We start from the raw sequence: 21,265 nt of genomic DNA, 5'->3' as shown, positions 1-21,265 counted from the left end.
CCTCGTATTATTTACTTGAAATCTGGCTCATAAATTTATTATGTCTTTTTATCGTATGAGCAATTAGATCAGAATTATTCCTTGTCCATTCCACAGTTCTCTCTATCCCTTCTCGGATATCAACTTGAGCGGTAAATCCGAGCTGTATCTCGGCTTTTTCCGTCGAGGCAAATCGCTTCCCAGAACGATCCCAATCCCTTGCCGGTTTTAAATCCACAGGTGCCTTGTTACCAGTAAATTCATTAATAAAGTTTGCCAGCTCGAGTATAGTGGTCTCCTTACCCGTTGCCAGGTTGTAGACTTCACCTGCGTCTCCCTTCAACGCACAGGCCATCAGCCCTCTGGCCATATCTTCCACAAAAATAAAGTCACGACTAGCATTACCACCATTATCCAGTGGTAAAGCCTCGCCATTTAGTGCTCGCCAGATAAAGGTCGGTGTGACATTCCGCCACACGGTGTGTATTGTGCCGCGCCATTGTCCGGCGCCCAGAATCTCTCTCGGACCATATGCATTCGAGAATCTCGCCTTCACAATAGGTAACCGATGATGCAGGAAATAGTAATTCCCGTAGAGCTCGCCTATTATCTTGGAAATTGAATAAGGGCTGTCATGATATAGAGTAACTGGCTGATCCTCGGTCGTTGCGGTGGGTTGGCCATAAGTTTTTTCCGCAACCGCGCACGCAGCAGCAGCATACACTACCTTTTTGAGGGCTTTGAAATCCTTTAAGCGCTCAAAAAGCTTCAATGAGGTATATGTGTTGTTATCGTGATCAGCTAACGGGTCCGCAATCGAAGACTGATTGCCGTGATAACACGCCAGGTGAAATGCGTAATCCAGATCATCAGACAGATCTCTCAAAATCTTATCGTTTGTGATTGAGCCAAATACAAAACGCACTCTGGAATCATCGGGGACATTACTCACATCTGACGACAACAGATTATCGACGATTACAATTTCGCGGGGATCATGCGCAAGGATCTGTTGCACTAGATTGCTGCCTATAAAGCCGGCACCACCGACGACCAGAACTTTCTTGCTTTTGAAGCTTTCCGTACTCATCTCTCTTCTCTTCGTTAGGCCTGCTTTCCGGATACCGGAGCCTTCAAGTGGGAATAAACGTCTGTTATGCCATACCGATCGTACCAAGCCAATTGCTTGCGCACCGTTTCTTCAAAGCTGATCTTGGGTGCCCAGCCAAACGCGTCTTTTGTTTCACGAGCGTCCAGGGCCACCACCGGCACATCGTCTGCGGCGGGCGGAGTGATAGGTACTTCCTGCCTGGGCAACGCCAGATAATCCGTCACGAGATCAAAGATTTCCTTTATGGTATGTGCCTCACCGGTGGAAACGTTGAACAGGCCGGTGGGTCCGTCGGTCTTGATAGCAAGATCCATGAATGCGAGAAAATCGGACATATCTAGGAAATCGCGCCCCGTATCTGAGCAGAAACACCCTTGCCCAGCCTTTAATCGCTTGTAGAACGTGGGGATAGGACCTATAGCCAGGCGAGGTCCCGTGACATTGGCGATACGCAGCGACAAAGTCGGTACCCCAGAGAGCATCATGTATTGCTCGCCGGCGGTCTTGGTGATGCCATAGCTCGTGAAAGGTGCTGTCGGATGATCTGCCGGGATTGGCAGTTGGTTCGGGCGCCCATAGCACAGCGCCGTCTGGAAATTGATCAAACGAGCCACCTGGTGCCTCTTTGCCGCACGTGCCACGTGGGCACTGCCGATCACGTTCGTTAAGCTGTCTTCGACCCAATCATCTGGATCCTTGTAGGCGGCGGCCGCATGAATCACCACCTCAGGCTTGAACCCTGCAAAGCAGTGGTCAACCAAAGATGCGTCAGCGACCGATCCCTCTGTCACCGACAACCCATCGACTTGAGGCACGACTTCACGCTTGCCTGTCGCGAAATTGTCGACAACGTGGATCTGGTGCCCCTGCGGCAACCAATGCTCGATCAGATTGGAGCCCAAGCAACCGGCTCCACCAGTAATCAGTATCCGCATTCCTATCACCTCAATTATTTTTTATCCTGCAGGCGCAGGTGTGTGTACTCACCCAAGGTGCCGTGTTGCTTATAGTAGGCAATAGCCTCGGACACAGTGGTCTGCAGGGGCGTGAACTCCAGCACACCGAAATCCTCGAAGGTGCGGGATGGATCCAGCAAAATGGACGCCACGTCATCGGGACCCAGTTCCTTGACCTCAGCTTGAGGTTTGCTGTCACCCGAGAAACCCATGGCGTTGACCACCGCGTCGTAGAGCTCTGCGATGGCGACGTCGGTGCCTGACGAAAAGTGGTAGGCGCCCTGCCCGGTGCCGTCGCACGCCCGCAGGACGGTGCGCGCCAGATCCTTCACGAATACGAAATCACGGCGCGCCTTGGTGACGAAGCACTGCTTGCCATCCTTGAGGCGCTGATAAAAGATCGGCAGCGGACCGGCCACGTTCCGCGGCCCGACCACGTTAGCCAGGCGGAAGGTGACATAGTCGATGCCAGAGAGCTCCAGGTAGTATTCGTTGGTGGTCTTGGTGATCGAATAGCTGCTGCTGCCGGGCAGACGCGGGTGATCCAGTCGAATCGGCTGCTGCTGTGGGCGCAGGCCATAGCACAGCGCCGTCTGGAAATAGACGAAACGCTTGACGCCGAACTGCTTGGCCGCATCGACGATGTTGGCCCCGCCCACGCAATTGGTCAGCGCATCGTTGTACCAATCGTCCGGATCCTTGTACGAGGCGGCGGTGTGCACGACGGCGTCGGGCTTGAAGTCCTCGAACAGGCCGTCGACTACCCCTTTGTCGGCGATGGTGTCGATCACGACACGCAATTTCGGATGGTCTGCCAGATGCTCCCTGCGGCCGGTGGCCAGGTTGTCGATTGCCAGAACCTCATCCCCACGCTCAAGCAGCATTTCTGCCACGTGCGATCCGATTTGCCCAAGTCCGCCGGTTACCAGTACTTTCATGCTGTCCTCTCGATTGGGGCGCTTCCCGCCCCCAGTTTCAATGGATCAAAGTGGCGTGTATCACGCCGTTGGTGTCACGCCGGCAAGCCGGCTCAGTATGTTCATCGCGCTGTCGCCCTGACCATACAGGCCTTTAGGGGTATCGCCCAAGCTGCCGGCCCGTTCCATGGCAGAACGGATTTGTGCCGGATCGGCGCCCGCCAGTACATTGGCTCCGACCTCGACGAGTTCGACCCATTCGGTCTCATCCCGCAAGGTGACGCAGGGCTTGCCATGGAAGTAGGCCTCTTTTTGCACGCCGCCCGAGTCCGTCACCACCAGATCGCAATGCGATTCGAGCCAAACCATTTCCAGGTAGCCAACCGGATCGACTACCCGAACGGTGTCCGGCAGTTCGAGGCCATGCTGTGCTAGCTGTTTGCGGGTCCGGGGGTGCAGCGGCAACACCACTGGCAGGCGTGATTGCGCAAGGCCTGCAAGAATGCCTCGCATCCGATCAGGATCATCGGTGTTTTCCGCGCGATGGATCGTGCAAAGCGCAAAAGCGCCCGCCCCTAGCTGGGAAAACCACTGCGGCTGACGCGCGCGCGTCCGATAGTGAAGGGCGGCATCGTACATCACGTCGCCGGCCATATGGATTTTCGCGTCCCCGATGCCCTCGTTCCTAAGGTTGGTCCTGGCCACCTGGGTGGGCACGAACAGCATGTCTGCGACATGATCCGTCAGGATGCGGTTGATTTCCTCGGGCATGCGTCGATTGAAGGACCGCAGTCCGGCTTCGACGTGAGCCACGGGGATATGGAGTTTGGCCGCCGCCAAGGCGCCTGCGAGGGTGCTGTCTGTATCGCCATACACCAGGATCCAGTCCGGCTGTTCGGCGGCCATCAACGCGTCGAGCTTTTCAAGCATGCGGCCTGTATTCTGGCCATGCGATCCACCGCCAATCCCCAGGTGGTGATCGGGCCGCGGGATCTCCAGCTCGTCGAAGAACACGTCGGACATATTGGCGTCATAATGCTGGCCGGTATGGACCAATATTTCCCGTGCACCGGGAAAATGCTCGGCAAGCGCCCTGGAAACCGTGGCGGCCTTGATGAACTGGGGCCGCGCCCCGATGACGGTGAGCAACTTCATGGGTGTGTGCGTTCCCTATGCGAAGCAGTATTGAGGTTTGGCAGGCAATCTAATGCGTTCAGGAAATGAACACGCCAGTATAACAAGGCGACATGCGCCTCGTTCATGCCCTGACAAGGTTCTGGGCCTGTGCCGCGTGCAGGATCTCGACAAGCTGATCCACCTGTGACCCGCGCTCATACGCATCGGCCCGCTCATCGAGCGCGCGGCGGTATGCCGCACGGCCGGATGGGTCCGACAGCATGACCATGCTGAATGCAAGCGCCGCGCTCATGTGGCGGAAGTGCGCAGGGCGAAAAGCCAGGCTAACCAGGAATCCCGCGCTGAACAGGTAGGCGGCCCAATCACGCAGTGAACTGCCTGGGACTGGCCACGCAGCGTAATACAGTGTAAGAGAGGCTGGAGGATCGCCAACAGGTCGGATACGGCCAGCACCCTCAACCATTGCGCCCCTTGACCGGGCGCCGGGCTGAGCATGTCATTCCTGGTCGTCATGCCTCGAGCAGGTCCAGAATCTGCTGGACACGATGCGCATAGGTATGTTGCGACATCACTTTTTCCAAGGCATGACGAGACATTGTTTCCAATAAATCCGTGTCCCGTAGTTGTTCCAGCACCTCGTCTCCATTCGATAAATCGTCCTTGAGCTCCAAATAATCCTGCCCAGGCATGAGGATGTCGTTATAGCGACCCGCCAGCAGGATCTGGGCGGTACCGGTCCCGATGGCGTCGAAATGCCTGGAGGAAATGCACTTTCCGTAGATGGGCGCCTTGTCGGCATTCAAGAAAAATTTCGCCAGTATCTCGCTGTCCGACACTCGGCTAAGCGAGGTGGCCTCGTAGCGAAACGGACCTCGGGACAGCCAGCGCATCAGCCTTTCACGCAAGGCCCACGGCAGGCGATGGACGAGCCTGCGCAGGCTATGGCTCTTGGCGGGCAAAACAAAGCCGCGGCCCGAATAGGCTTGCAGAACCGCAGCAACCAATGCGTCGTCGGTTTGCAGATACCAGGATCCGGCCTCTGTGGCGATCGTCGTCCGACAGGCATTTAGATACGCTGCCCAGCCAGTACGATCGAATCTTTGCTGACTGATATCGACCAAAAGGCCGGCCGTCGGCCCGACCTCGGAAACCCAATCCATCACCCGATTCCGATCCAGGTCACCCAACACCGCGGAATAGCGGAAGCTACGCAAACCGACGTCGATATGCCGGTCGGCCAGGTTTTCCCGGCGCTGGAAGGCGGCGGGATTGAGAGCGTGTGGGATGGCGACAACCGGCGCGATATCGCCCCAAAGATACCTGCCGGCCTCTTCAAGCAGCTGGGTGGCAATCCAATCAGGGCGCACCATCCGCAGTACCCGTCTTTTTTCCGAGATGGGCGCACCGGGCAGGTTTACTTCGTTTCCCACGAAGCTCAATAGTTTGCAGCGGCGCTCGGCCAATAACGAAGCAAGAGGCTCGAGGTAGAAAACCTGGTCGGCATTCACGGAATGCAACAGGATGACCAGATCGGCATCCGGCAGCCTTCGCTTCAACTGGCCACGCGCGCCGAGGCTACTGATATTGATCTCGGACACCTGCAATTTTCTGTGTCCGCGCAAGGCGTCCAGCCAGTCATCGTAATAGCTGGCGCGCACGCCGTAGTGCGCATACAGGACCAGCACCCGGAGGAGTGTCAGAGGCGGGCGCACTGTCCGTCCGACAGCCGGTATGTCGCACCGGTATGCGAACAGGCGGTCTCGCCCTCACCCGTGAGCGGCAAATCCAACTGTTCCCCATGCTCGCTCATCCAGCCGATCTGCCGCGCCGGCACGCCCACCATCAGCGCGTACGCCGGCACGTCCTTGTTCACCACCGCACCGGCGCCGACGAAGGCGTACTCGCCGATGGTCACCCCACACACAATGGTGCAGTTCGCGCCCAGCGTCGCGCCTTTCTTGACCAAGGTGTTGCGGTATTCGTCCTTGCGCTCGATCAGCGAGCGCGGGTTATAGACGTTGGTGAACACCATGCTGGGGCCGCAGAACACGCCCTCCTCCAGGGTCACGTTGTCGTAGACGGACACGTTGTTCTGGATCTTGCAATGGTCGCCGATCACGACCTTGTTGCCGACGAATACATTCTGTCCTAGGGATACGCCGGCGCCGATGCGTGCGCCGCCGCAGACGTGGACGAAATGCCAGATCCGGCTGCCTTCGCCGATTTGTGCACCCTCGTCGACGATGGCGCTCTCGTGCTGATAGTGGCTCATTGCTTCAGGAAGGGGTGATAATCACCCGTCAGCGGCGCGATAGACGCATTGCGGATATTGGACACCGTCTCAATGGCCGTGCGGTTCTCCTCCAAGCCAAATCCGCGGCCCGCCAGGATTTCCTCGTAGCTGCGGGTATGCAGGTCGGTAAAGCCACCGGAAAACTCGATCTCCTCGCCATCCACGGTGATCGAGCGAAAGGTGCGCTGGCCTTGCTCACGCTGCGCCTGCGGCACGTCTCGGTAATCCACTGACAGGAACCAGCGCACCCGCGCATGTTCATATTCCAGATAGCCCGCGGCCTTGGTGTCCTCGCCGTGGTGCACGATATTGTCCTGCAAATCACCAAAGATATAGTGCAGCATGTCAAAAAAGTGCACGCCGATGTTGGTGGCGATGCCGCCGGACTTCTTGAGGCTGCCCTTCCAGGATTGCAGGTACCAGTGCCCACGTGAGGTGATGTAGGTCAGATCGACCTCGTGCTTGGTGTCCTTGGCCTGCGCCCGCACCTTGTCGCGCAGGGCCACGATGGCCGGGTGTACTCGCAGTTGCAGGATGGTGTTGACCTTGCGGCCCGTGTCGCGCTCGATCTCTTGCAGGCCGTCGATATTCCAGGGGTTCAGCACCAGGGGTTTTTCACAGATCGCATCGGCGTCCGAGCGCAAGGCGAACCGCATGTGCGAATCGTGCAGGTAATTGGGCGAACAGATCGACACGTAGTCGATGTTTTCCGACTTTTCCGACCGGCGCATCTTGTCGATGTGGCGGTCAAAGCGCTCGAACTCGGTAAAGAACTCTGCTTCCGGGAAATGGCTGTCGATGATGCCCACGGAGTCGTTCGGGTCCAAGGCGGCGACCAGACGGTTGCCGGTGTCCTTGATGGCTTTCATATGGCGCGGGGCGATATAGCCGGCGGCACCAATCAGAGCAAAGTTTTTCATGTCGATAGTCGAGTAGTTTGAAGTAATTGGATAGAGGGATTGCCTATTTGATCGGATCCTCAGCCGATGTCTCACGCCGCAGCTCCTCGATTTCTCGTCGCAAAGCCTCATATTCCCGCAGCTTGATCTTCAGGAAACTGGCGGTCAGATCCGCCTTGGCGGCGATCCCCGCCGGGGTCAGCAGGTAGGCATAGCCCAGCTTGTTCCGGCTGTTGCGGAAGTTCTGCATCTTGATCAGGCCCTTGTCGAGCAGGGCGCGCACGCAGTAGTTGGTCTTGCCCAGGCTCACGCCCAGGGCCTCGGACAACTCGCGCTGACTGAGGCTGGGGTCGGATTCCAGCAGGCGCAGGACCTTGAGGTGGTTTTCGTCGTGGGGATGGGTATCGATGGACATGGCACTGGTGATTCCAGCGAACACGCTACCGCCGTGCCGTGACACGGTCGGCAAGCGCATTCGCGCATGTTCAATGCGTGAACGCGATAGTACATCAAGGAGTTGGGGGTTGCCTAGTGGTTTTGACACGGCTCGTGCGGCAGGGGGCTTCCACTGAACCGACCCTTCAATTTATGACACCTGGCTTCGTCCGGCAGGCAGTCGATCAAGTCCTCATGGCCAAGTTTGTCATTGCAGAGAAACGCGGTAATCGGAATTCAACGGCGGGCCTCATATGGCATGCGCACACCCGGCTCGTCCGGCGGGAAGTCCTTGGTATTGCGCGAGACCAACAGCATGGAATGGACTTGTGCCGAGGCCCAGATGATGGCATCGGGCAGGCGGATGCGTCGCTGCGCCCGAATGGAGACCGCACGATCGGCAACGGTTTCATCCAGCGCGACCCGATCGAACGTGGTCAGCCAGGCGCGGATCATGGCCTCGTCCTCTCGCGTCACGCCAGCCATGACCTCCATCCAGGTGATCACGCTGATTGCGGGCCGCGCGTAGCGCGCAAGCTCGGCCTTGGCGGCGGGGATGCCGCCCAGATAGTCGATCAGAATGTTCGTATCGAACAGCGCCCTCACCATTCAGACCTCAGGGTCTGCTGGTACTCGAGCCCATCCAGCCTCTTGTCGCGCCAGGCACCGAAGACCTCGGCCCCCGAGGGGCGTGCGTGATTGGCGATATAAGCCTCGACCGCGTCCCGGATGACGGCCGCGCGGGGACGCTGCTGGGCCTCGACAATTTGGGCGAGGGCCAGAGGATCGGCCACGTGGACAAGCAAACGATGCCGGCCGTGAACGTGGTGATCCGACGCTTTCTGGGCCTGGGCTAGCGTCCTACAGCGCCGCCGACAGGCTCAGCAACACTCCATGCTGCCGGCCGCCGCCGCGGTACTGGCCGGTATAGCCAATCCCGCCGCGCACACCTGGCGCCAGGGGCGCATCCACCCCCAGGTCCAGGCGCAGGGCATGGCGCGCGAGGGGTTGTCCGCCTGCCTCGAAAGCCCGCCCAACGGCATCCTCGCGAAAGGACTGGGTGCTGATGATGTCCGGCGAACCCAGCAAGGCATCCCAGCCCAGGGCCGCGCGCAGCACGGCGTGACCGTGCGGCACGGGCCAGGCGCGGCGGGCCCCCAAGGCCGCGTGGGCAAAGGCGCGCTGGTCCACGGCGCCTTGCACGTGCAGGGCCTCCGGGCCGCCCGTCTCCGTATAGTCCCGGCTGTCCAGGCGCACCCAGGCCAGGCGTGCAACCGGCGCAAAGGTCCAGTGATCGGCCGCGTGTGCGTCGTCGTAGCGCCACTCGACCCAGGCTTGCGTGCTGCGCGCATGCTGGGTGGCGCGCAGGGGGCTATCGTCATCGACCGTCCATCGACGGCCGGCGCCGCGATGCCAGGCGTGCGCAACGCCCGCGCTGAGCCGATGCCCCGCACCGGGGCGATGGACGATGCCCAGGCCAAGGTGCAGGCTGGCGTCGCGCACCGCCAGGCCGCCGGGGGCGCCGGCGGCCCCCAAACTGCCGTAATCCACGTGCTGGGCACCGGCGAACACGCCGAGGTGCCACCCGGTGGACAAGGCGCGATCCACGCCCGCCAGCACGCCCATGACGTCGCGCGCATCGCCGCGGATGGTCCCGCCTTTGCTGCTGCGCGCATCGCGCTCGGCGGCCACCATCCACTGGCGGACCCAGGCGCGGCCACTGCCGGCGTGAGCCAAGGCGGCTTCGCGCAGGTGGCGGCTGTCCTCCAATACGGCGCCGCGCCAGGATGCGGCGCCCGAGTGGGCGAATGCAGCCAGTAGCTCCGCAGCCCGCGCACAGTCCTGGCGGACGATGCGCTCGGCCAGCGGCTGGACGCCGCCTTCGATCGCGCGCGCGGCCGCCTGCGCCGTGCCGCCGTCGGCACAGGTTTCCAGCCCCGCCTGGTTGCGCCGCAGCGCCAGCACAATGCGATCCGCGCCGTACTCGAGGACAGGTGAAAAATACGGCAGATTGCTGGAGGCCGAGGCGAACCGGCCGGCCTCGAGGCCGCCGTCGGCCTGCACGATGGTCCAGCGGCTGGCCTCGTCCCAGGCGCCAGGCTGTGCCTGGACGTGCAGGGCGCCGTCCACCGCGGCCGTCCCGAGCGACCAGAGGCGGTCGGCCTCGCCCGCCGCATCGATGCGCACGTGCATCGATGCGCCCGGCAGCAGGCGCGCCTCGTGCACGGCCATGAGGGTGCCGACTCCGTGCGCCGCGCCCGGCGCCAGGACGCCGCCCACCTCGATGCGCCCAACCAGGCCGGTGCCCGACAGGGCGGCGCCGGGCTCGACGAGCACCCGCCCGCCAAAGGCGCCATCGACCCGCAAGCCGCCGTCGCGCACCGTCATGTCGCCGGTATAGGCGGCGCCCCAGCCGGCCAGGCGCAAGGTGCCGGCGCCTTGCTTGATCAGGGGCGCGCGGCCGAACAGGTCGCCGAGATGCGTGGCCTCGCCGCGCTCGACCACCCACTGGACGGCCAGGGGCTCGGCCGGTGGCGGGACGGGCGCCCACCAGTGGGCGGGCAGTTCGGCGGCCAGGTCCACGGGCTTGATGGTGAAGGTCTGGCCGATCGACACGCCCTCGGCGAATTCCAGGCGCGTGCCGATATTGATGTCCAGCGCGTTCAACGGCGCGCCCAGGGCACGGTCGTCCAGCAGGGCCAGGCTGCCTTGCAGCAGGGCGGAGTTGCCTCGGACGGTGTTGGCGCCGGACAGGGCCATGTGGCCGGCGCCAAGTTTGTAGAGGCCGCCGGTGGTCGCGGGCGCGTTGCCCACGGTTCCTTCGATGCGCAGGACATGCCCCCCGGCGACATCGATGGCCGTGACGGACTGGATGCGCAGCTCACGGGTGATGAGGCGGTCGCGGTCGACGACAACGGGATCCCCGGTCAACAAAAAAGGCGCCGGGGAAGGATCCCAGGGCGCCTCAGGGGCAAGCAGGGCCGCCACAGGCGAAGCCGGTGGCGGCGCGCCCAGGATGTGATGGGAGCCATGCTTCATCAGTTGGGCATGGGACGGGCCGGGCAGGCCAAGGCCCAACGCAAGGATGATCAAATGGCGGATTTTCATGTTTGTCTCCTTGATAGTCAAGAATGTCACTGAATGTGACATTCGTGGTTCTACCAGGAGATCAACGTCTCACCTACCACGAGATGTGATTTCGTTAAGGCACATCAATTCGGGTCCGCCGACACCGCGCGGCAGTGCCGACGGGTGCTCAGAGAGGTGTGATCCGCTCGAAATCGACACTGACGAGTTGGGGACGGCCGAGGATCTCGAGCAGCAGGGTCACGCGGTCGTGGGATACGGCCTGCACCAGGGCTTGCAGGCCGCCCAGGGCGGGGTCCTGCAGGCGTACCGGCATGCCGGGCCGGTAGGGGCTGATCTGTGCAAAGTCGGCCTCATCGCGCGCGGTCTCGGCCGCGCGGATGCCCTCGACCAGCGCCTGGGCGATGCAGGCGGGCTGGTTGCCGAACATCACCAGGCGGCTGACGCCTTGCGTCGACCGCACAGCGGACAAGGACTGGGTGGGGCGGCTCGGGCGCAGGAACAGATAGCGCGGGAACATGGGCTCGTGAGAGGTCAGCGCCTGCGCGGACGGCGACCCGAGCCTACTCGCGGCCGCCTGGCCTGCCGCGCCGGGCCGGCGCGGCGCCTTGAACACCTTGAACATCGGCAGGTAGACCTCGAAGGCCTGGCGCAGCAAATGCTCGCGCGCCAGGATTTCCTGACGCGGCTTGGTATGCACGACGAACCAGAATCCCGCAGCGGGGGACGTATCCGGCGGGCCGGCGGGGGTTTCGGAATCGTCGGTGGCGGTCATGCGGGCGGGTGCCTTGAAAAGGTGGCTCTATTGTAGGCCCTGGAGCCGGCGGACGCGGCCGCCGCACAGAGCCCCCTCGTCCCTGTCACGAAGGGCAACCGGCTACAATCCGACAACGTCCATGCCTCGAGCGTACTCCCCAAAAATGCATCCGATCCCGGCACGCACGCCGGCCTGGCTGTCCATCTGGATGGGGGCCAGCGCCGCGATATTTTTCCTGTTGATGCTCTCGGCGCCTTCCGGCTATTCCGTGGGGGGCGGCTTGTTGTTCCTGGGCGGAATTGCGGTGTGGCTCGCCACCAGCACCGTCCAGCGCAACGGCGCGACCGAAGGGGGCGAGGCGATGGCCGCCGCCTGGTCGCGCGAGGACCGGACCCTGTGCTGGCTGCTGTTGGCGGTTTTCCTGACGACGGCCACGGCGGTGTTATGGCATGGGGACCCAGGCAAATACCTGGACCAGGGCGCACGCTATGCGCTGGCGATGCCCATCCTGCTGGGGCTGCGCCGCGCGCGCCTGCGCCTGGACTGGCTATGGGCCGGATTGGCCCTCGGGCTGTTGGGCGCCGCCACCGTCGCCTGGTGGCAGATCCGGCACCTGGGGGTGCCGCGCGCCGAGGGCTTCGTGACCAGCGCCATCCCCTTTGGCGACATTGCCCTCGTGATGGCCTTCTGGTGCCTGATGGGCGCTGTCCTGGCCGGGCTGCGCCGGCGTCACGCCTGGGCCGCCTTCCTGCTGGTGGGCGCCATGGCCGGCCTCTACGCGTTCGTCGCGTCGGCCACCCGGGGCGGGCTGGTGGCGATACCGATTTTTGCCGCACTGGCCGCCGCGGCGCTGCTGCGCAGGCGGTCCCTGCGCCCGCTGTTGGGCGGCTGCACGGCAGTGGCGGCGGGCGTGGCGATTGTCATGGCGGTCCTGCCCGCGGGCCAGATCGCAGAGGGCCGCTATGCCGCCGCCCTGCAGGAATGGCGGGCCTATGCGCACGATGGCGATGCCGCGAACAACGTCGGTGCGCGCCTCGAGGCCTGGAAATCCGCCCTGATCAGCATCCCCGAGCGGCCCCTGCTCGGCTGGGGGCATGAGGAATACCGCAGCCACCTGCAAGGCCTGATCGAGGCCGGACGCATCCACCCCTATGTGGCAGCCCTGTCCAACACCCACAACAATTTCATCGAGATCTGGCTGCACCAGGGCACGCTGGGCCTGTTCGCGTTCCTCGCCCTGATGATCACGAGCTGCTGGTACTTTTGCCGCCGCCTGCGCGCCCCCGACCTGACCGTGCGGGTGCTGGCCTGCTGCGGCGCCAGCCTGCCGGCCGCGTTCGCGGCCTTTGGCCTGACCCAGGTGATCCTGGGCCGCAACAACGGGGTGATGTTCTTTGTGCTTTCCCTGACCATCCTCTGGGCGGCGATGCGCCAGGCGGAGGCCGATGCGAGGGGGTGAGCAGGCGCATGCCGAAAGGCGCCGGAGCCTTTACATCCGAAACGCCCCACCCTCTGAGTCGCGCACCGACCGCCCAACGGCTGCCAGCAACTCCTTGACCTCGCCGGCCAAGAATGTATCGAAGCCTTCCTTGCCTAAAGTCCTGGTCTGTACGTCCGCCGGGATAAAGCGGGCCATCTCGTTCTTGAAGGCCGTGCCGCGGACGATTTCATCGAGCCGGCCGATCATGTCTCGCAGTTTGTCCGAATAGTCGACCTCCCCATAATCCTTGACCTTGTTGGCCACCATGGCAGGATCAATTTCCGCTCCCTGCTGCTTCAGCCAGCGTAGGTCCCAGATATCCCGGTAGCGTACATATCTGTCGCAAGATGGCAGCGATACAAGCTTGTCGGCCATGATTTCGTCAAGACTCTCTACACCGAGGAGAACGTCGGAGTACCCATCGGGCAGGAACCGATAATTGCGCGCCAGGCTTTTCAGCTCTCTGCTATAGGCGGGAATGCCTGCGACCTCCAGCTTGACGCGCTGGCGCGGGATATCCGATCGTCGCGGCGCAGTCTGGATACTGATCTGCCACTTGGCAACCATCGTGTGCCCGGGATCGCCGCGCCCGAGATCCCATCCAGTCTGCTCTGATTTTGGAGGGCGCACTTCGACCCATAACCCATAGCGGGCCCCCAGATAGTCCTCCAGACACCGCTTGATGTCCGAAAGATGCCGGATATCGAGATCAGCACCGCCCGCAAAATCCAGATCCTCCGAAAATCGGGGCGCGCCGTGGCAGAGGCGCAAGGACGTGCCGCCCTGAAAGGTAAGGGCATCGAGCAGCTTTGCCTCGCTCAACGCAAAAAGGATATCGTAGTGCAGCAGCTCTTTTTCGATGACCGGGCGCATATGAGCACGCCCTGGTTCCAGCATTGCGAGATCCACGATTTTGTTGAAAGATTCCTGCATAGACGTGCCTCACGCATCCAGCGTTGAATGCGGCGCAGCCGCCAGACCGGGATCCACACCCTGCGTGACAGCCCGCACTTCTTCGTAAGCCGCCATATCGACCAGATGCAGATTGCGCCCAACACGGCGCAAATCCCGCAGGGCGGTGTCCGGCCGCGCCAGGCGCAACGGCCTGTCGGCCAGAACCGTAGCCTCGCGCAGCGCCGAGGGTGGGCGGCGGGTATGGACAAACTCGACGATGCCATAAGGCGTCCGGAATTCGCCCTCACGCCCGGTGGTCATGAGCGTGATCCGATCGATCGGGATTTGCGAGATGATGCCGTACTCTGAAAGGGCGGACTCCAAACTCACGTAGCTCAGGCTGGACGGACGCAAGGCGATGGCCACCCGTTCAATGGTCCAGCCATCCCGGGACTTTGCCGCCTCGTTGACGAATACGCCGCGCGCGGCCCGCACGATGAGCCCGTCCGCAACCAGGCGCCCGAGCCCCTCGGCAAAGGTCTTTTCCGATTCATCGTGAAAGCAGGCCCGCAGATGCTGGCGACGAAAAACATACCGGCCCATATCGTCCAGCAGGCGCAGGGCCTGAATGGCCTGGATTCGATTCATCCTTATGATGTCTACGCAAATACTATTTATCAATAGTATAGACGTATACATGACAAATGCCCATCCCGTCTCTACCCTGATGCTTTCCCTGGCCATCCTCTGGGCGGCGATGCGCCAGGCGGAGGCCGATGCGAGGGGGTGAGCAGGCGCCCCTGCATGAGGCACAATAGGGAATCGCACGACGTCCAACGGAGACGGATCATGACCCCAGCAGGCGATACCCCGGTAGCCGGACCGGCGCACGGCCAATTGCAATCCGCCATCTGGTTCGATCCATCGAAACTCCTGATCGGCGGACAATGGCGCGACGCGACGTCCGGTGCAACGCTGCCGATCGAGGATCCCTCCACCGGCCGGACGATCGGCGCCATTGCGCGCGCAGGCGCCGCCGACGTGGACGCGGCGGTGACGGCGGCCCGGGACGCCTTTGACGGCGAATGGGGCCGCATGACGCCGACCCAGCGCGGCCGCATCCTCATGCGGATGTCGGAACTGGTGTCGCGGCGCGCCGAGGCGCTGGCCCTGATCGAGGCGCTGGACATCGGCAAGCCCCTGCACCAGTCGCTCAACGACGCCAAAGCTCTGGCGCGCTACCTCGAGTTCTACGCTGGCGCGGCCGACAAACTCATGGGCGTCACCATCCCCTACCAGGATGGCTTCACGGTCTATACCTTGCGCGAGCCTCACGGAGTGTGCGGGATCATCATCCCCTGGAACTATCCGATGCAGATCGCCGGCCGCGCGGTCGGCGCGGCGCTGGCCACCGGCAACAGCTGCGTGGTCAAGCCCGCCGAGGATGCATCGGTCTCGACGCTGGCGGTCGCGGCGATCGCACTCGAAGCGGGCCTGCCTGCCGGCGCGTTGAACGTGGTGACGGGCCTGGGTGTCGAGGCGGGCGCCGCACTGTCCGGGCACCCGGGCCTCGATCATGTGTCCTTTACCGGCTCAGTGGGCACGGGGCGGCTCATCCAGGCTGCGGCGGCCCGGAATGTAATCCCGGTGACACTGGAACTGGGCGGGAAATCACCGCATATCGTGTTCGACGACTGCGATCTGGGCGCGGCCATGCCGACGCTGGTCAGCGCCTGCATGCAGAACGCGGGGCAGACCTGCTCGGCGGCCTCGCGCGTGCTGGTGCAGCGTGGCCTCTATGACGAGGTCAAGCGCCGCATGGCCGAGACCTATCGCGGGCTCGTCGCGGGGCCGGCGATCGATGCCTGCGATCTGGGCCCCCTGATCTCGAACAAGCAGAAAGCCATCGTCAGCCGCTACATCGAGCTGGGCAAGGCCGAGTTGAACCTCGCCGCCGAAGGGACGATCCGCGCGGACGCGTCGGCGGACGGGCATTTCGTGCGCGCAACGTTATTTTCCGAGGTGCCGCCCGACCACCGCCTTGCCCAAGAGGAAATCTTTGGACCCGTGCAGGTCCTGATCCCGTTCACCGACGAGACGGACGCCCTGCGCATCGCCAACGGTACGCCGTACGGACTGGTCGCCGGCGTGTGGACGCGCGACGGCGGCCGCCAGATGCGCCTGGCGAGGCGGCTGAATGTCGGCCAGGTCTTTCTGAACAACTACGGAGCGGGCGGCGGCGTCGAGCTGCCGTTCGGCGGTGTGGGTCAATCGGGACATGGCCGCGAAAAGGGCTTTGAGGCGCTGTACGGCTTCACACGGGTGAAAACCGTCACCGCCCGCCACGGCTAAGGCGCGCATCCACCGCCAAAGATTTCCGCGGCCTCTCGCTGATCCAGGGCCAGCTTCTTGCGGACACTGACAATGAATGACGCTAGTCAAGGTAGCGATACCACGTCGTGAGAGGGTCAAAAAATGTCACTGCGATCAACACCATAGAGGTCACACAGAAAAACGGTATGAGTTCCTTTAGCATTGGTAACAAGTTCGCCGAATTGATTTTCTGTGCCACATATATATTAACTGCCAGCGGCGGCGTGATCAGCCCTATCTCTATATTCATGACCAACAAAACCCCAAACTGCACGGGATCAATCCCGTAAGCATGTGCCGCTGGCGCAAGCAGCGGCCCCATCAACATGGTGGCGGCATTGGTTTCCATAAACATTCCAATCAACAGCAATATCGCATTTACTATCAGCAGGAATACCAACGGATTATCTGTAAGCGCTACCGTGCCGGCTGCGATCGCCTGCGGCCATTGCTCTAATACCAACGCCCGGTTCAGAATGCTCGTAAACGCTATTATGGTTAAAATTGCGGCACCCACCATCACCGCGCCATTCAAACCTTGGATGCTTTGTTTGATGGGCGTTTCCACTCTCATAAAAGTGATCAAGAGCGCGTACAGAGCGGCGACCCCCGCAGCCTCCGTGGGTGTCGCTATCCCGCCATAAATGCTACCCAACACCAAGACTGGAAGTGCCAATGCAGGAAGATCTCGCATTATTTTCCATTTTTTCACCCCTCCAACCAAAGACTGTTGGTTCGAAGACCCCATGCCCTGCTTTGCGGGTTCCGCATCCATGCTCTCTGTCGGCAGTCTTTTTGATCGCCACATATGCACACATGCAAAACCGATCAGGCACAGTAGCCCTGGCAACATCGACGCCAGAAAAAGCTTCTTAATAGAAACCTCTACAATCGATCCATATAAAATTAGTGGTATGGACGGTGGAATAAACACACCCAGCAAACCCGTTGCCGCATTGAGGGCGGCTGCGTACTCGGCGGGATACTTGCGCTTGCGCATTTCAGCGCCCAGCGTCCCCCCCATGGCCGCAACCGTCGCAACAGACGATCCCGTAATAGCCCCCATCAAACCACTCGCCAGGATCAGCACGTACCCTAATTTCGCTTTCAGCCTATACAACGTGAAACTGGCTAGCTCAACGATGCTACGCGTCAGCCCGCTCCGATTCATCAATTCACCGACCAGGATGAACAAAGGGATAGCGATTAACGGTGATAAAATAATGACATCAAACGGCAACTCGCCTAACGTATAACCCGCCAAATCCCAATGCGCATTGCCCAGGATTATCACCAAGGCAAAGGCCAGGCCGATGGGCATTCCGATCATAAGCAACGCTAACGCGATGACTAACGATCCCATATTATTGCTCCCTTTGGTTTTGGTGTCCTGCCATCCCCGCACGACAGGCACACCCATCCACAGCGTGTCTATTTATATTCATTTCGATCGCCGCACCCTCTACTCCCGGCCCCTTCAAGCTTGGTCAGGCCGTTTAATAAGCAATGCCAGACTATGTATCACGACACCGACCATGCCCACAAAATAGAATATGGCAGGTATATAAATTAAGATCCCAAGATTCAACCACCTCTCTTGAGAATGCCACATGGCACGCAATAGCAGGGAGCTATAATATATATATAAAACACCAAAAAAAAGCGTGCCTATCGTCGCAATCTTGCGTAAGAGCTTGATGAATTTTTTATTTTTTATCAGAAGATGGAGGTCGATCACGATATGCTCGCCCAGATGGACCAACAACGAGCAGCCAACGAACGTCAAAGGGACCATCGCCGCCAACGCCAGTTCTGTAGCATCGGGAAGAAACAGGCCAAGGTTTCGCACTATGACGCTGTATGAAACAGCCCCCAGCATGACAATGAGGCTTACGATGCAAATAGCCTTTTCGCATAATGCCAGCCGGGTGCTGATACGGTTTGCCATATCGCGCATTTCAAACCTCCATCCAACTCATCCTGTCTTGATCACTTAATTCAATAAGAGACAAGCCGTCAATTCTTTATAAATTTTAGAATTTCATCACAAACAAAAGCCGGCGCTTCCTCGGGTAGCCAATGCCCCACATCCGGGACGCTGCATCCGATGACGTCTTTGGCGACCATACTCAAGGACTCGACGGCGCTTTCCCCTCGTCCGTAGGCCTTGGCCCCACCAAGAGCCAATGTGGGAGTCGCAATCAGCCCTTGCTGTTCCAAATGCAACTGTACCCACCGCGCGTCCTCCGGAATACTCCGGTAGTATGCAAGCCCGGTCCTCAGCGTGCCTGCCCTCCGATATGTCCGCAGGTACTCTTGCTTGTCAAGCTCGGTGATGGCGCCAGCCTTGTATCCGTAATAATCCCAGAACCAGCCATAATATTCTTTCTCTCTCCCTTCTATCAGAATCTCAGGGAGATCATTTATTTGGTGCAGTGCATGATGCCACCTGCGACCATGTTCGGAATAAGCGGCACGGCCATCCCCCGGTATCGTGATGTCCAAGGTGACCAAATGCGTGGCCATCTCTGGATAGGACGCGGCCAAGCAAAAAGCCACCACACCGCCCCAATCATGGCCGACGACGACACACGTCTCTATCTTTAAATATGACAATAGCCGCCGGATCTGGGCGGCAATGTCCGCTTTTGCGTACGTGCCTAATGCGCGATCCGAATCACCCAGCCCTGGCAAATCCGGCGCTATGACGCGATATTCCTGGCTCAATCGCGGTATGACATGACGCCAAGCGTACAAGCTTTCTGGCCACCCATGCAGAAGAAGAATTGTTGGGCCCTGACCGCGATCTATGTACGCAAGGTATTGCCCATCGTCTCCTTGCCAATATTTACGCTCGGATGCATATAAATCCATTTGTATTTTCTCCGGTACTATCGCGCAAAGGCGCTGGCACATCTATATTCTTTTTGGTAAATAACCTCCCCCGGACAGACCAAGGGAGGTTGTTGCATGAATCAGGCGGATTCGATAGTTTCTATAACTATTTTTTGTTGCTCGATTGTGCGCCAGCGTCGTCGACTTCCTTGAGGAGTGACGCTATGCGTTCTTTTCCGTAAACATCCGCCCGTTGCTCCCAAACTTTCTGGCCGGCGGATTGAAACGGCTTCATCTCGTCTGCCGTAAGCGTCACCATGGAGATTCCAGCTTCCTCCAGCTTCGTTATGTATGTATTAGTCATCTGGCGGCTGGCTTGGATCTGTCCTTTAGACACTTCTTCGGCTATAGCCTGAAACAATTCACGATCAGAGGAAGAAAGGCCATTCCAGAACTGGCCACCGGCAACAATAGTGGCTATATCGTATACATGATTGAGGCTCGTGAAGTATTTCTGAGCCTCAAACAGCCTCGATGGGTAAAACAGATTGATGCCGCCCTCTTGCCCATCAACTGTTCCCTGTTGCAATGCATTAAACAGGTCCGGGTATGGGATGACCGTATTTTGGACCTTCAACGCATTAAAGAATGCGCGTATGTTGGCCAAGCCGGGCACTCGGATTTTAATCCCACGCATATCCTCGGGTGTATGGACCGGGCGTTTTGAGTTGGAGAACCCTCTAAACCCAATTTCCAATGGTGCCAGACTAATGATGTTATGCTTTCCCAGCGCATCGCGTAAGGTGGTCTGGATAACTCCATCAGGACGGAGGATCAGCGTATCGGCCGCTTGATATGTGGGCGCAATATACGGCAAGGCATAGATGTCCAGCAGTGAATCTACGCCGGATAGCGACCCTTGGCTCAGAAAGCTCAACTCCAGAGTATTGTTGGAAAGCGCTCTGCCGATAGCCTCGTCGCCGCCAAGCTGGCCATTGGGAAAGAGGGTGACGGCAAACCTGTTATTGGTGCGTTCCGCGACCAATTGGGAAAATCGCTGGGCGGCTTCATGTTGGGTGCTCGTAGTCGAAAAGACATACGCCAAGCGCAAATTTTGAGGCTCTGCATGGACAGCAAATGAGGTCGACGCCGCCATAAGCAACGCAAGACACTTTATCAAAACTTTTTTCATCGAAATGGAACTCCAAATTGAGATTATAAATAGAAGCAAGGGACGATCTATCGAAGATCTAAACTGGGCAAATCGATAAAATCCTCCAATGATTGAACCCTTGATAGAGCGAGGGCCATTTTGTTGATCACCCTCCGCTCGACGGCGCTTTCCGGTCGCCGAACATCAGCCCCGCGGCACGGAAGCCACCATCGACGTTGAGCGTGTGGCCCTGCACGTAGCGGGCTTCGTCCGAACACAGGAATACCGCGGCATCGCCAATTTCATCGGGCGTACCGTAGCGGACCATCGGAATGAGGTAGTTGTAGGCGGTCCGTGTGGCGGCGTCGTGTGCAGTCGCGGCCATTTCGGTTTCGATGGCACCGGGCGCGATGTTGTTCACGTTGATTCCATGCGGCGCCAGCTCTACGGCCATCACCTTGGTGAGCAGTTCAAGACCGGCCTTGGCCGCACCGTAGGCGCCACGGCCGTTGCCGCCTCGTTGGCCCGACAACGATGCAATATTGATGATCTTCCCGCCATGGCCCTGCGCCACCATGCGCCTCGCACAGGCCTGGGCGACGATAAAAGCGCCAGTGAGGTTGATCGCGATCGTACGGTTCCAGGTCTCCAGCGTAATGTCCAAGAACGTAGTGTTGCCGCCGATACCAGCGTTGTTGATCAGAATGTCGAGCTGTCCGAATTGAGAGATGATCGCCTCGAGGAGCGTTTCAACTGAATGCGCGTCGGACACGTCGACCATGAAGCCTTGAGCCTGGATACCAGTCTCGCGCAGCTTCGCCGCTGCGTCATTGGCGCCTTGGGCGTTGATGTCGGCGATGACGATGCTAGCGCCTTGGCGCCCGAGCGCCGAGGCGATGGCGAAACCAATTCCACGCGCCCCTCCGGTGATAAGTGCGATCTTTCCTTGCAGTCTCATA

General features: G+C 60.1%; 23 protein-coding genes. 2 read left to right on the top strand and 21 right to left on the bottom strand.

All coding sequences use genetic code 11. The features are described 5' to 3' along the window. Positions 1-7: 7 nt before the first annotated feature. From ABS761_RS10405 to nusG, 13 genes are all read right to left on the bottom strand, one after another. Positions 8-1,069 (bottom strand): NAD-dependent epimerase/dehydratase family protein, encoded by a 1,062-nt coding sequence (locus ABS761_RS10405; protein WP_350408244.1) that lies wholly within the window; start codon positions 1,067-1,069, stop codon positions 8-10. Between the two features lie 14 nt (positions 1,070-1,083). Next, positions 1,084-2,025, bottom strand: a complete 942-nt coding sequence (locus ABS761_RS10400; protein WP_350408243.1) for an NAD-dependent epimerase/dehydratase family protein — start codon at positions 2,023-2,025, stop codon at positions 1,084-1,086. Between the two features lie 14 nt (positions 2,026-2,039). After that, on the bottom strand, positions 2,040-2,984 hold the full coding sequence (locus ABS761_RS10395) for an NAD-dependent epimerase/dehydratase family protein (RefSeq protein ID WP_350408242.1): 945 nt from the start codon (positions 2,982-2,984) through the stop codon (positions 2,040-2,042). Positions 2,985-3,044: 60 nt separating this feature from the next. Next, positions 3,045-4,118: a non-hydrolyzing UDP-N-acetylglucosamine 2-epimerase gene (wecB, locus tag ABS761_RS10390; protein ID WP_350408241.1), complete on the bottom strand. Its 1,074-nt coding sequence runs from the start codon at positions 4,116-4,118 to the stop codon at positions 3,045-3,047. Between the two features lie 103 nt (positions 4,119-4,221). Further along, a complete protein-coding gene (locus ABS761_RS10385) occupies positions 4,222-4,392 on the bottom strand; it encodes a hypothetical protein (protein WP_350408240.1) in 171 nt (56 codons plus the stop codon). A gap of 217 nt (positions 4,393-4,609) precedes the next feature. Then, entirely contained in the window at positions 4,610-5,785 is a 1,176-nt protein-coding gene (locus ABS761_RS10380; protein ID WP_350408239.1) for a glycosyltransferase family protein, read from the bottom strand. Between the two features lie 11 nt (positions 5,786-5,796). Then, positions 5,797-6,372, bottom strand: coding sequence for a UDP-2-acetamido-3-amino-2,3-dideoxy-D-glucuronate N-acetyltransferase (gene wbpD, locus ABS761_RS10375; protein ID WP_350408238.1), 576 nt, complete (start codon positions 6,370-6,372; stop codon positions 5,797-5,799). Next, positions 6,369-7,313, bottom strand: coding sequence for a Gfo/Idh/MocA family protein (locus tag ABS761_RS10370; RefSeq protein WP_350408237.1), 945 nt, complete (start codon positions 7,311-7,313; stop codon positions 6,369-6,371). The genes wbpD and ABS761_RS10370 overlap by 4 nt, the downstream gene beginning before the upstream one ends. 43 nt (positions 7,314-7,356) lie before the next feature. After that, a complete protein-coding gene (locus ABS761_RS10365) occupies positions 7,357-7,707 on the bottom strand; it encodes a MarR family EPS-associated transcriptional regulator (RefSeq protein WP_350408236.1) in 351 nt (116 codons plus the stop codon). Positions 7,708-7,964: 257 nt separating this feature from the next. Further along, positions 7,965-8,336 (bottom strand): type II toxin-antitoxin system VapC family toxin, encoded by a 372-nt coding sequence (locus ABS761_RS10360; protein WP_350408235.1) that lies wholly within the window; start codon positions 8,334-8,336, stop codon positions 7,965-7,967. Beyond that, positions 8,330-8,521, bottom strand: a complete 192-nt coding sequence (locus tag ABS761_RS10355; protein WP_350408234.1) for a CopG family transcriptional regulator — start codon at positions 8,519-8,521, stop codon at positions 8,330-8,332. The genes ABS761_RS10360 and ABS761_RS10355 overlap by 7 nt, the downstream gene beginning before the upstream one ends. A gap of 67 nt (positions 8,522-8,588) precedes the next feature. Beyond that, positions 8,589-10,835: an autotransporter outer membrane beta-barrel domain-containing protein gene (locus ABS761_RS10350; RefSeq protein WP_350408233.1), complete on the bottom strand. Its 2,247-nt coding sequence runs from the start codon at positions 10,833-10,835 to the stop codon at positions 8,589-8,591. 148 nt (positions 10,836-10,983) lie between these two features. Further along, a complete protein-coding gene (gene nusG, locus ABS761_RS10345) occupies positions 10,984-11,589 on the bottom strand; it encodes a transcription termination/antitermination protein NusG (RefSeq protein ID WP_350408232.1) in 606 nt (201 codons plus the stop codon). A 145-nt stretch (positions 11,590-11,734) separates the two neighbouring features. Here nusG and ABS761_RS10340 point away from each other — a divergent pair, with 145 nt between their 5' ends. Further along, on the top strand, positions 11,735-13,030 hold the full coding sequence (locus tag ABS761_RS10340) for an O-antigen ligase family protein (RefSeq protein ID WP_350408231.1): 1,296 nt from the start codon (positions 11,735-11,737) through the stop codon (positions 13,028-13,030). A gap of 30 nt (positions 13,031-13,060) precedes the next feature. Here ABS761_RS10340 and ABS761_RS10335 read toward each other — a convergent pair whose 3' ends face one another. Both ABS761_RS10335 and abiEi read right to left on the bottom strand, forming a co-directional pair. After that, positions 13,061-13,984, bottom strand: coding sequence for a nucleotidyl transferase AbiEii/AbiGii toxin family protein (locus ABS761_RS10335; protein ID WP_350408230.1), 924 nt, complete (start codon positions 13,982-13,984; stop codon positions 13,061-13,063). A gap of 9 nt (positions 13,985-13,993) precedes the next feature. Further along, positions 13,994-14,593, bottom strand: coding sequence for a type IV toxin-antitoxin system AbiEi family antitoxin (gene abiEi / locus ABS761_RS10330; RefSeq protein ID WP_350408229.1), 600 nt, complete (start codon positions 14,591-14,593; stop codon positions 13,994-13,996). 201 nt (positions 14,594-14,794) lie between these two features. Here abiEi and ABS761_RS10325 point away from each other — a divergent pair, with 201 nt between their 5' ends. Further along, on the top strand, positions 14,795-16,297 hold the full coding sequence (locus tag ABS761_RS10325) for an aldehyde dehydrogenase family protein (protein ID WP_350408228.1): 1,503 nt from the start codon (positions 14,795-14,797) through the stop codon (positions 16,295-16,297). On the opposite strand, the gene ABS761_RS10320 is transcribed toward ABS761_RS10325, so the two are convergent. From ABS761_RS10320 to ABS761_RS10295, 6 genes are all read right to left on the bottom strand, one after another. Then, positions 16,294-16,371: a hypothetical protein gene (locus ABS761_RS10320; RefSeq protein ID WP_350408328.1), complete on the bottom strand. Its 78-nt coding sequence runs from the start codon at positions 16,369-16,371 to the stop codon at positions 16,294-16,296. The two genes, ABS761_RS10325 and ABS761_RS10320, sit on opposite strands and share 4 nt — an antisense overlap. A gap of 8 nt (positions 16,372-16,379) precedes the next feature. Continuing rightward, positions 16,380-17,738: a TRAP transporter large permease gene (locus tag ABS761_RS10315; RefSeq protein WP_350408227.1), complete on the bottom strand. Its 1,359-nt coding sequence runs from the start codon at positions 17,736-17,738 to the stop codon at positions 16,380-16,382. A 57-nt stretch (positions 17,739-17,795) separates the two neighbouring features. Further along, entirely contained in the window at positions 17,796-18,275 is a 480-nt protein-coding gene (locus tag ABS761_RS10310; RefSeq protein WP_350408226.1) for a TRAP transporter small permease, read from the bottom strand. A 59-nt stretch (positions 18,276-18,334) separates the two neighbouring features. Further along, on the bottom strand, positions 18,335-19,192 hold the full coding sequence (locus ABS761_RS10305) for an alpha/beta fold hydrolase (RefSeq protein ID WP_350408225.1): 858 nt from the start codon (positions 19,190-19,192) through the stop codon (positions 18,335-18,337). A 127-nt stretch (positions 19,193-19,319) separates the two neighbouring features. Continuing rightward, positions 19,320-20,345, bottom strand: a complete 1,026-nt coding sequence (locus ABS761_RS10300; protein ID WP_350408224.1) for a TRAP transporter substrate-binding protein — start codon at positions 20,343-20,345, stop codon at positions 19,320-19,322. A gap of 127 nt (positions 20,346-20,472) precedes the next feature. Beyond that, positions 20,473-21,264, bottom strand: coding sequence for an SDR family NAD(P)-dependent oxidoreductase (locus tag ABS761_RS10295; protein ID WP_350408223.1), 792 nt, complete (start codon positions 21,262-21,264; stop codon positions 20,473-20,475). Position 21,265 lies beyond the last annotated feature (1 nt).

The organism is Castellaniella sp. GW247-6E4, assembly GCF_040276065.1.
GTDB lineage: Bacteria > Pseudomonadota > Gammaproteobacteria > Burkholderiales > Burkholderiaceae_B > Castellaniella.
This window is presented reverse-complemented; position numbering and strand designations above follow the sequence as displayed.

Bases quoted from the DNA above. Each gene is read 5' to 3' on its own strand.
- nusG (WP_350408232.1), bottom strand. From the start codon at position 11,589: ATGACCGCCACCGACGATTCCGAAACCCCCGCCGGCCCGCCGGATACG.
- ABS761_RS10310 (WP_350408226.1), bottom strand. From the start codon at position 18,275: ATGCGCGATATGGCAAACCGTATCAGCACCCGGCTGGCATTATGCGAA.
- ABS761_RS10340 (WP_350408231.1), top strand. From the start codon at position 11,735: ATGCATCCGATCCCGGCACGCACGCCGGCCTGGCTGTCCATCTGGATG.
- ABS761_RS10365 (WP_350408236.1), bottom strand. From the start codon at position 7,707: ATGTCCATCGATACCCATCCCCACGACGAAAACCACCTCAAGGTCCTG.
- ABS761_RS10350 (WP_350408233.1), bottom strand. From the start codon at position 10,835: ATGAAAATCCGCCATTTGATCATCCTTGCGTTGGGCCTTGGCCTGCCC.
- wbpD (WP_350408238.1), bottom strand. From the start codon at position 6,372: ATGAGCCACTATCAGCACGAGAGCGCCATCGTCGACGAGGGTGCACAA.
- ABS761_RS10325 (WP_350408228.1), top strand. From the start codon at position 14,795: ATGACCCCAGCAGGCGATACCCCGGTAGCCGGACCGGCGCACGGCCAA.
- ABS761_RS10335 (WP_350408230.1), bottom strand. From the start codon at position 13,984: ATGCAGGAATCTTTCAACAAAATCGTGGATCTCGCAATGCTGGAACCA.
- ABS761_RS10405 (WP_350408244.1), bottom strand. From the start codon at position 1,069: ATGAGTACGGAAAGCTTCAAAAGCAAGAAAGTTCTGGTCGTCGGTGGT.
- ABS761_RS10315 (WP_350408227.1), bottom strand. From the start codon at position 17,738: ATGGGTGTGCCTGTCGTGCGGGGATGGCAGGACACCAAAACCAAAGGG.
- ABS761_RS10360 (WP_350408235.1), bottom strand. From the start codon at position 8,336: ATGGTGAGGGCGCTGTTCGATACGAACATTCTGATCGACTATCTGGGC.
- ABS761_RS10370 (WP_350408237.1), bottom strand. From the start codon at position 7,313: ATGAAAAACTTTGCTCTGATTGGTGCCGCCGGCTATATCGCCCCGCGC.
- ABS761_RS10400 (WP_350408243.1), bottom strand. From the start codon at position 2,025: ATGCGGATACTGATTACTGGTGGAGCCGGTTGCTTGGGCTCCAATCTG.
- wecB (WP_350408241.1), bottom strand. From the start codon at position 4,118: ATGAAGTTGCTCACCGTCATCGGGGCGCGGCCCCAGTTCATCAAGGCC.
- ABS761_RS10385 (WP_350408240.1), bottom strand. From the start codon at position 4,392: ATGAGCGCGGCGCTTGCATTCAGCATGGTCATGCTGTCGGACCCATCC.
- ABS761_RS10295 (WP_350408223.1), bottom strand. From the start codon at position 21,264: ATGAGACTGCAAGGAAAGATCGCACTTATCACCGGAGGGGCGCGTGGA.
- ABS761_RS10300 (WP_350408224.1), bottom strand. From the start codon at position 20,345: ATGAAAAAAGTTTTGATAAAGTGTCTTGCGTTGCTTATGGCGGCGTCG.
- ABS761_RS10395 (WP_350408242.1), bottom strand. From the start codon at position 2,984: ATGAAAGTACTGGTAACCGGCGGACTTGGGCAAATCGGATCGCACGTG.
- abiEi (WP_350408229.1), bottom strand. From the start codon at position 14,593: ATGAATCGAATCCAGGCCATTCAGGCCCTGCGCCTGCTGGACGATATG.
- ABS761_RS10305 (WP_350408225.1), bottom strand. From the start codon at position 19,192: ATGGATTTATATGCATCCGAGCGTAAATATTGGCAAGGAGACGATGGG.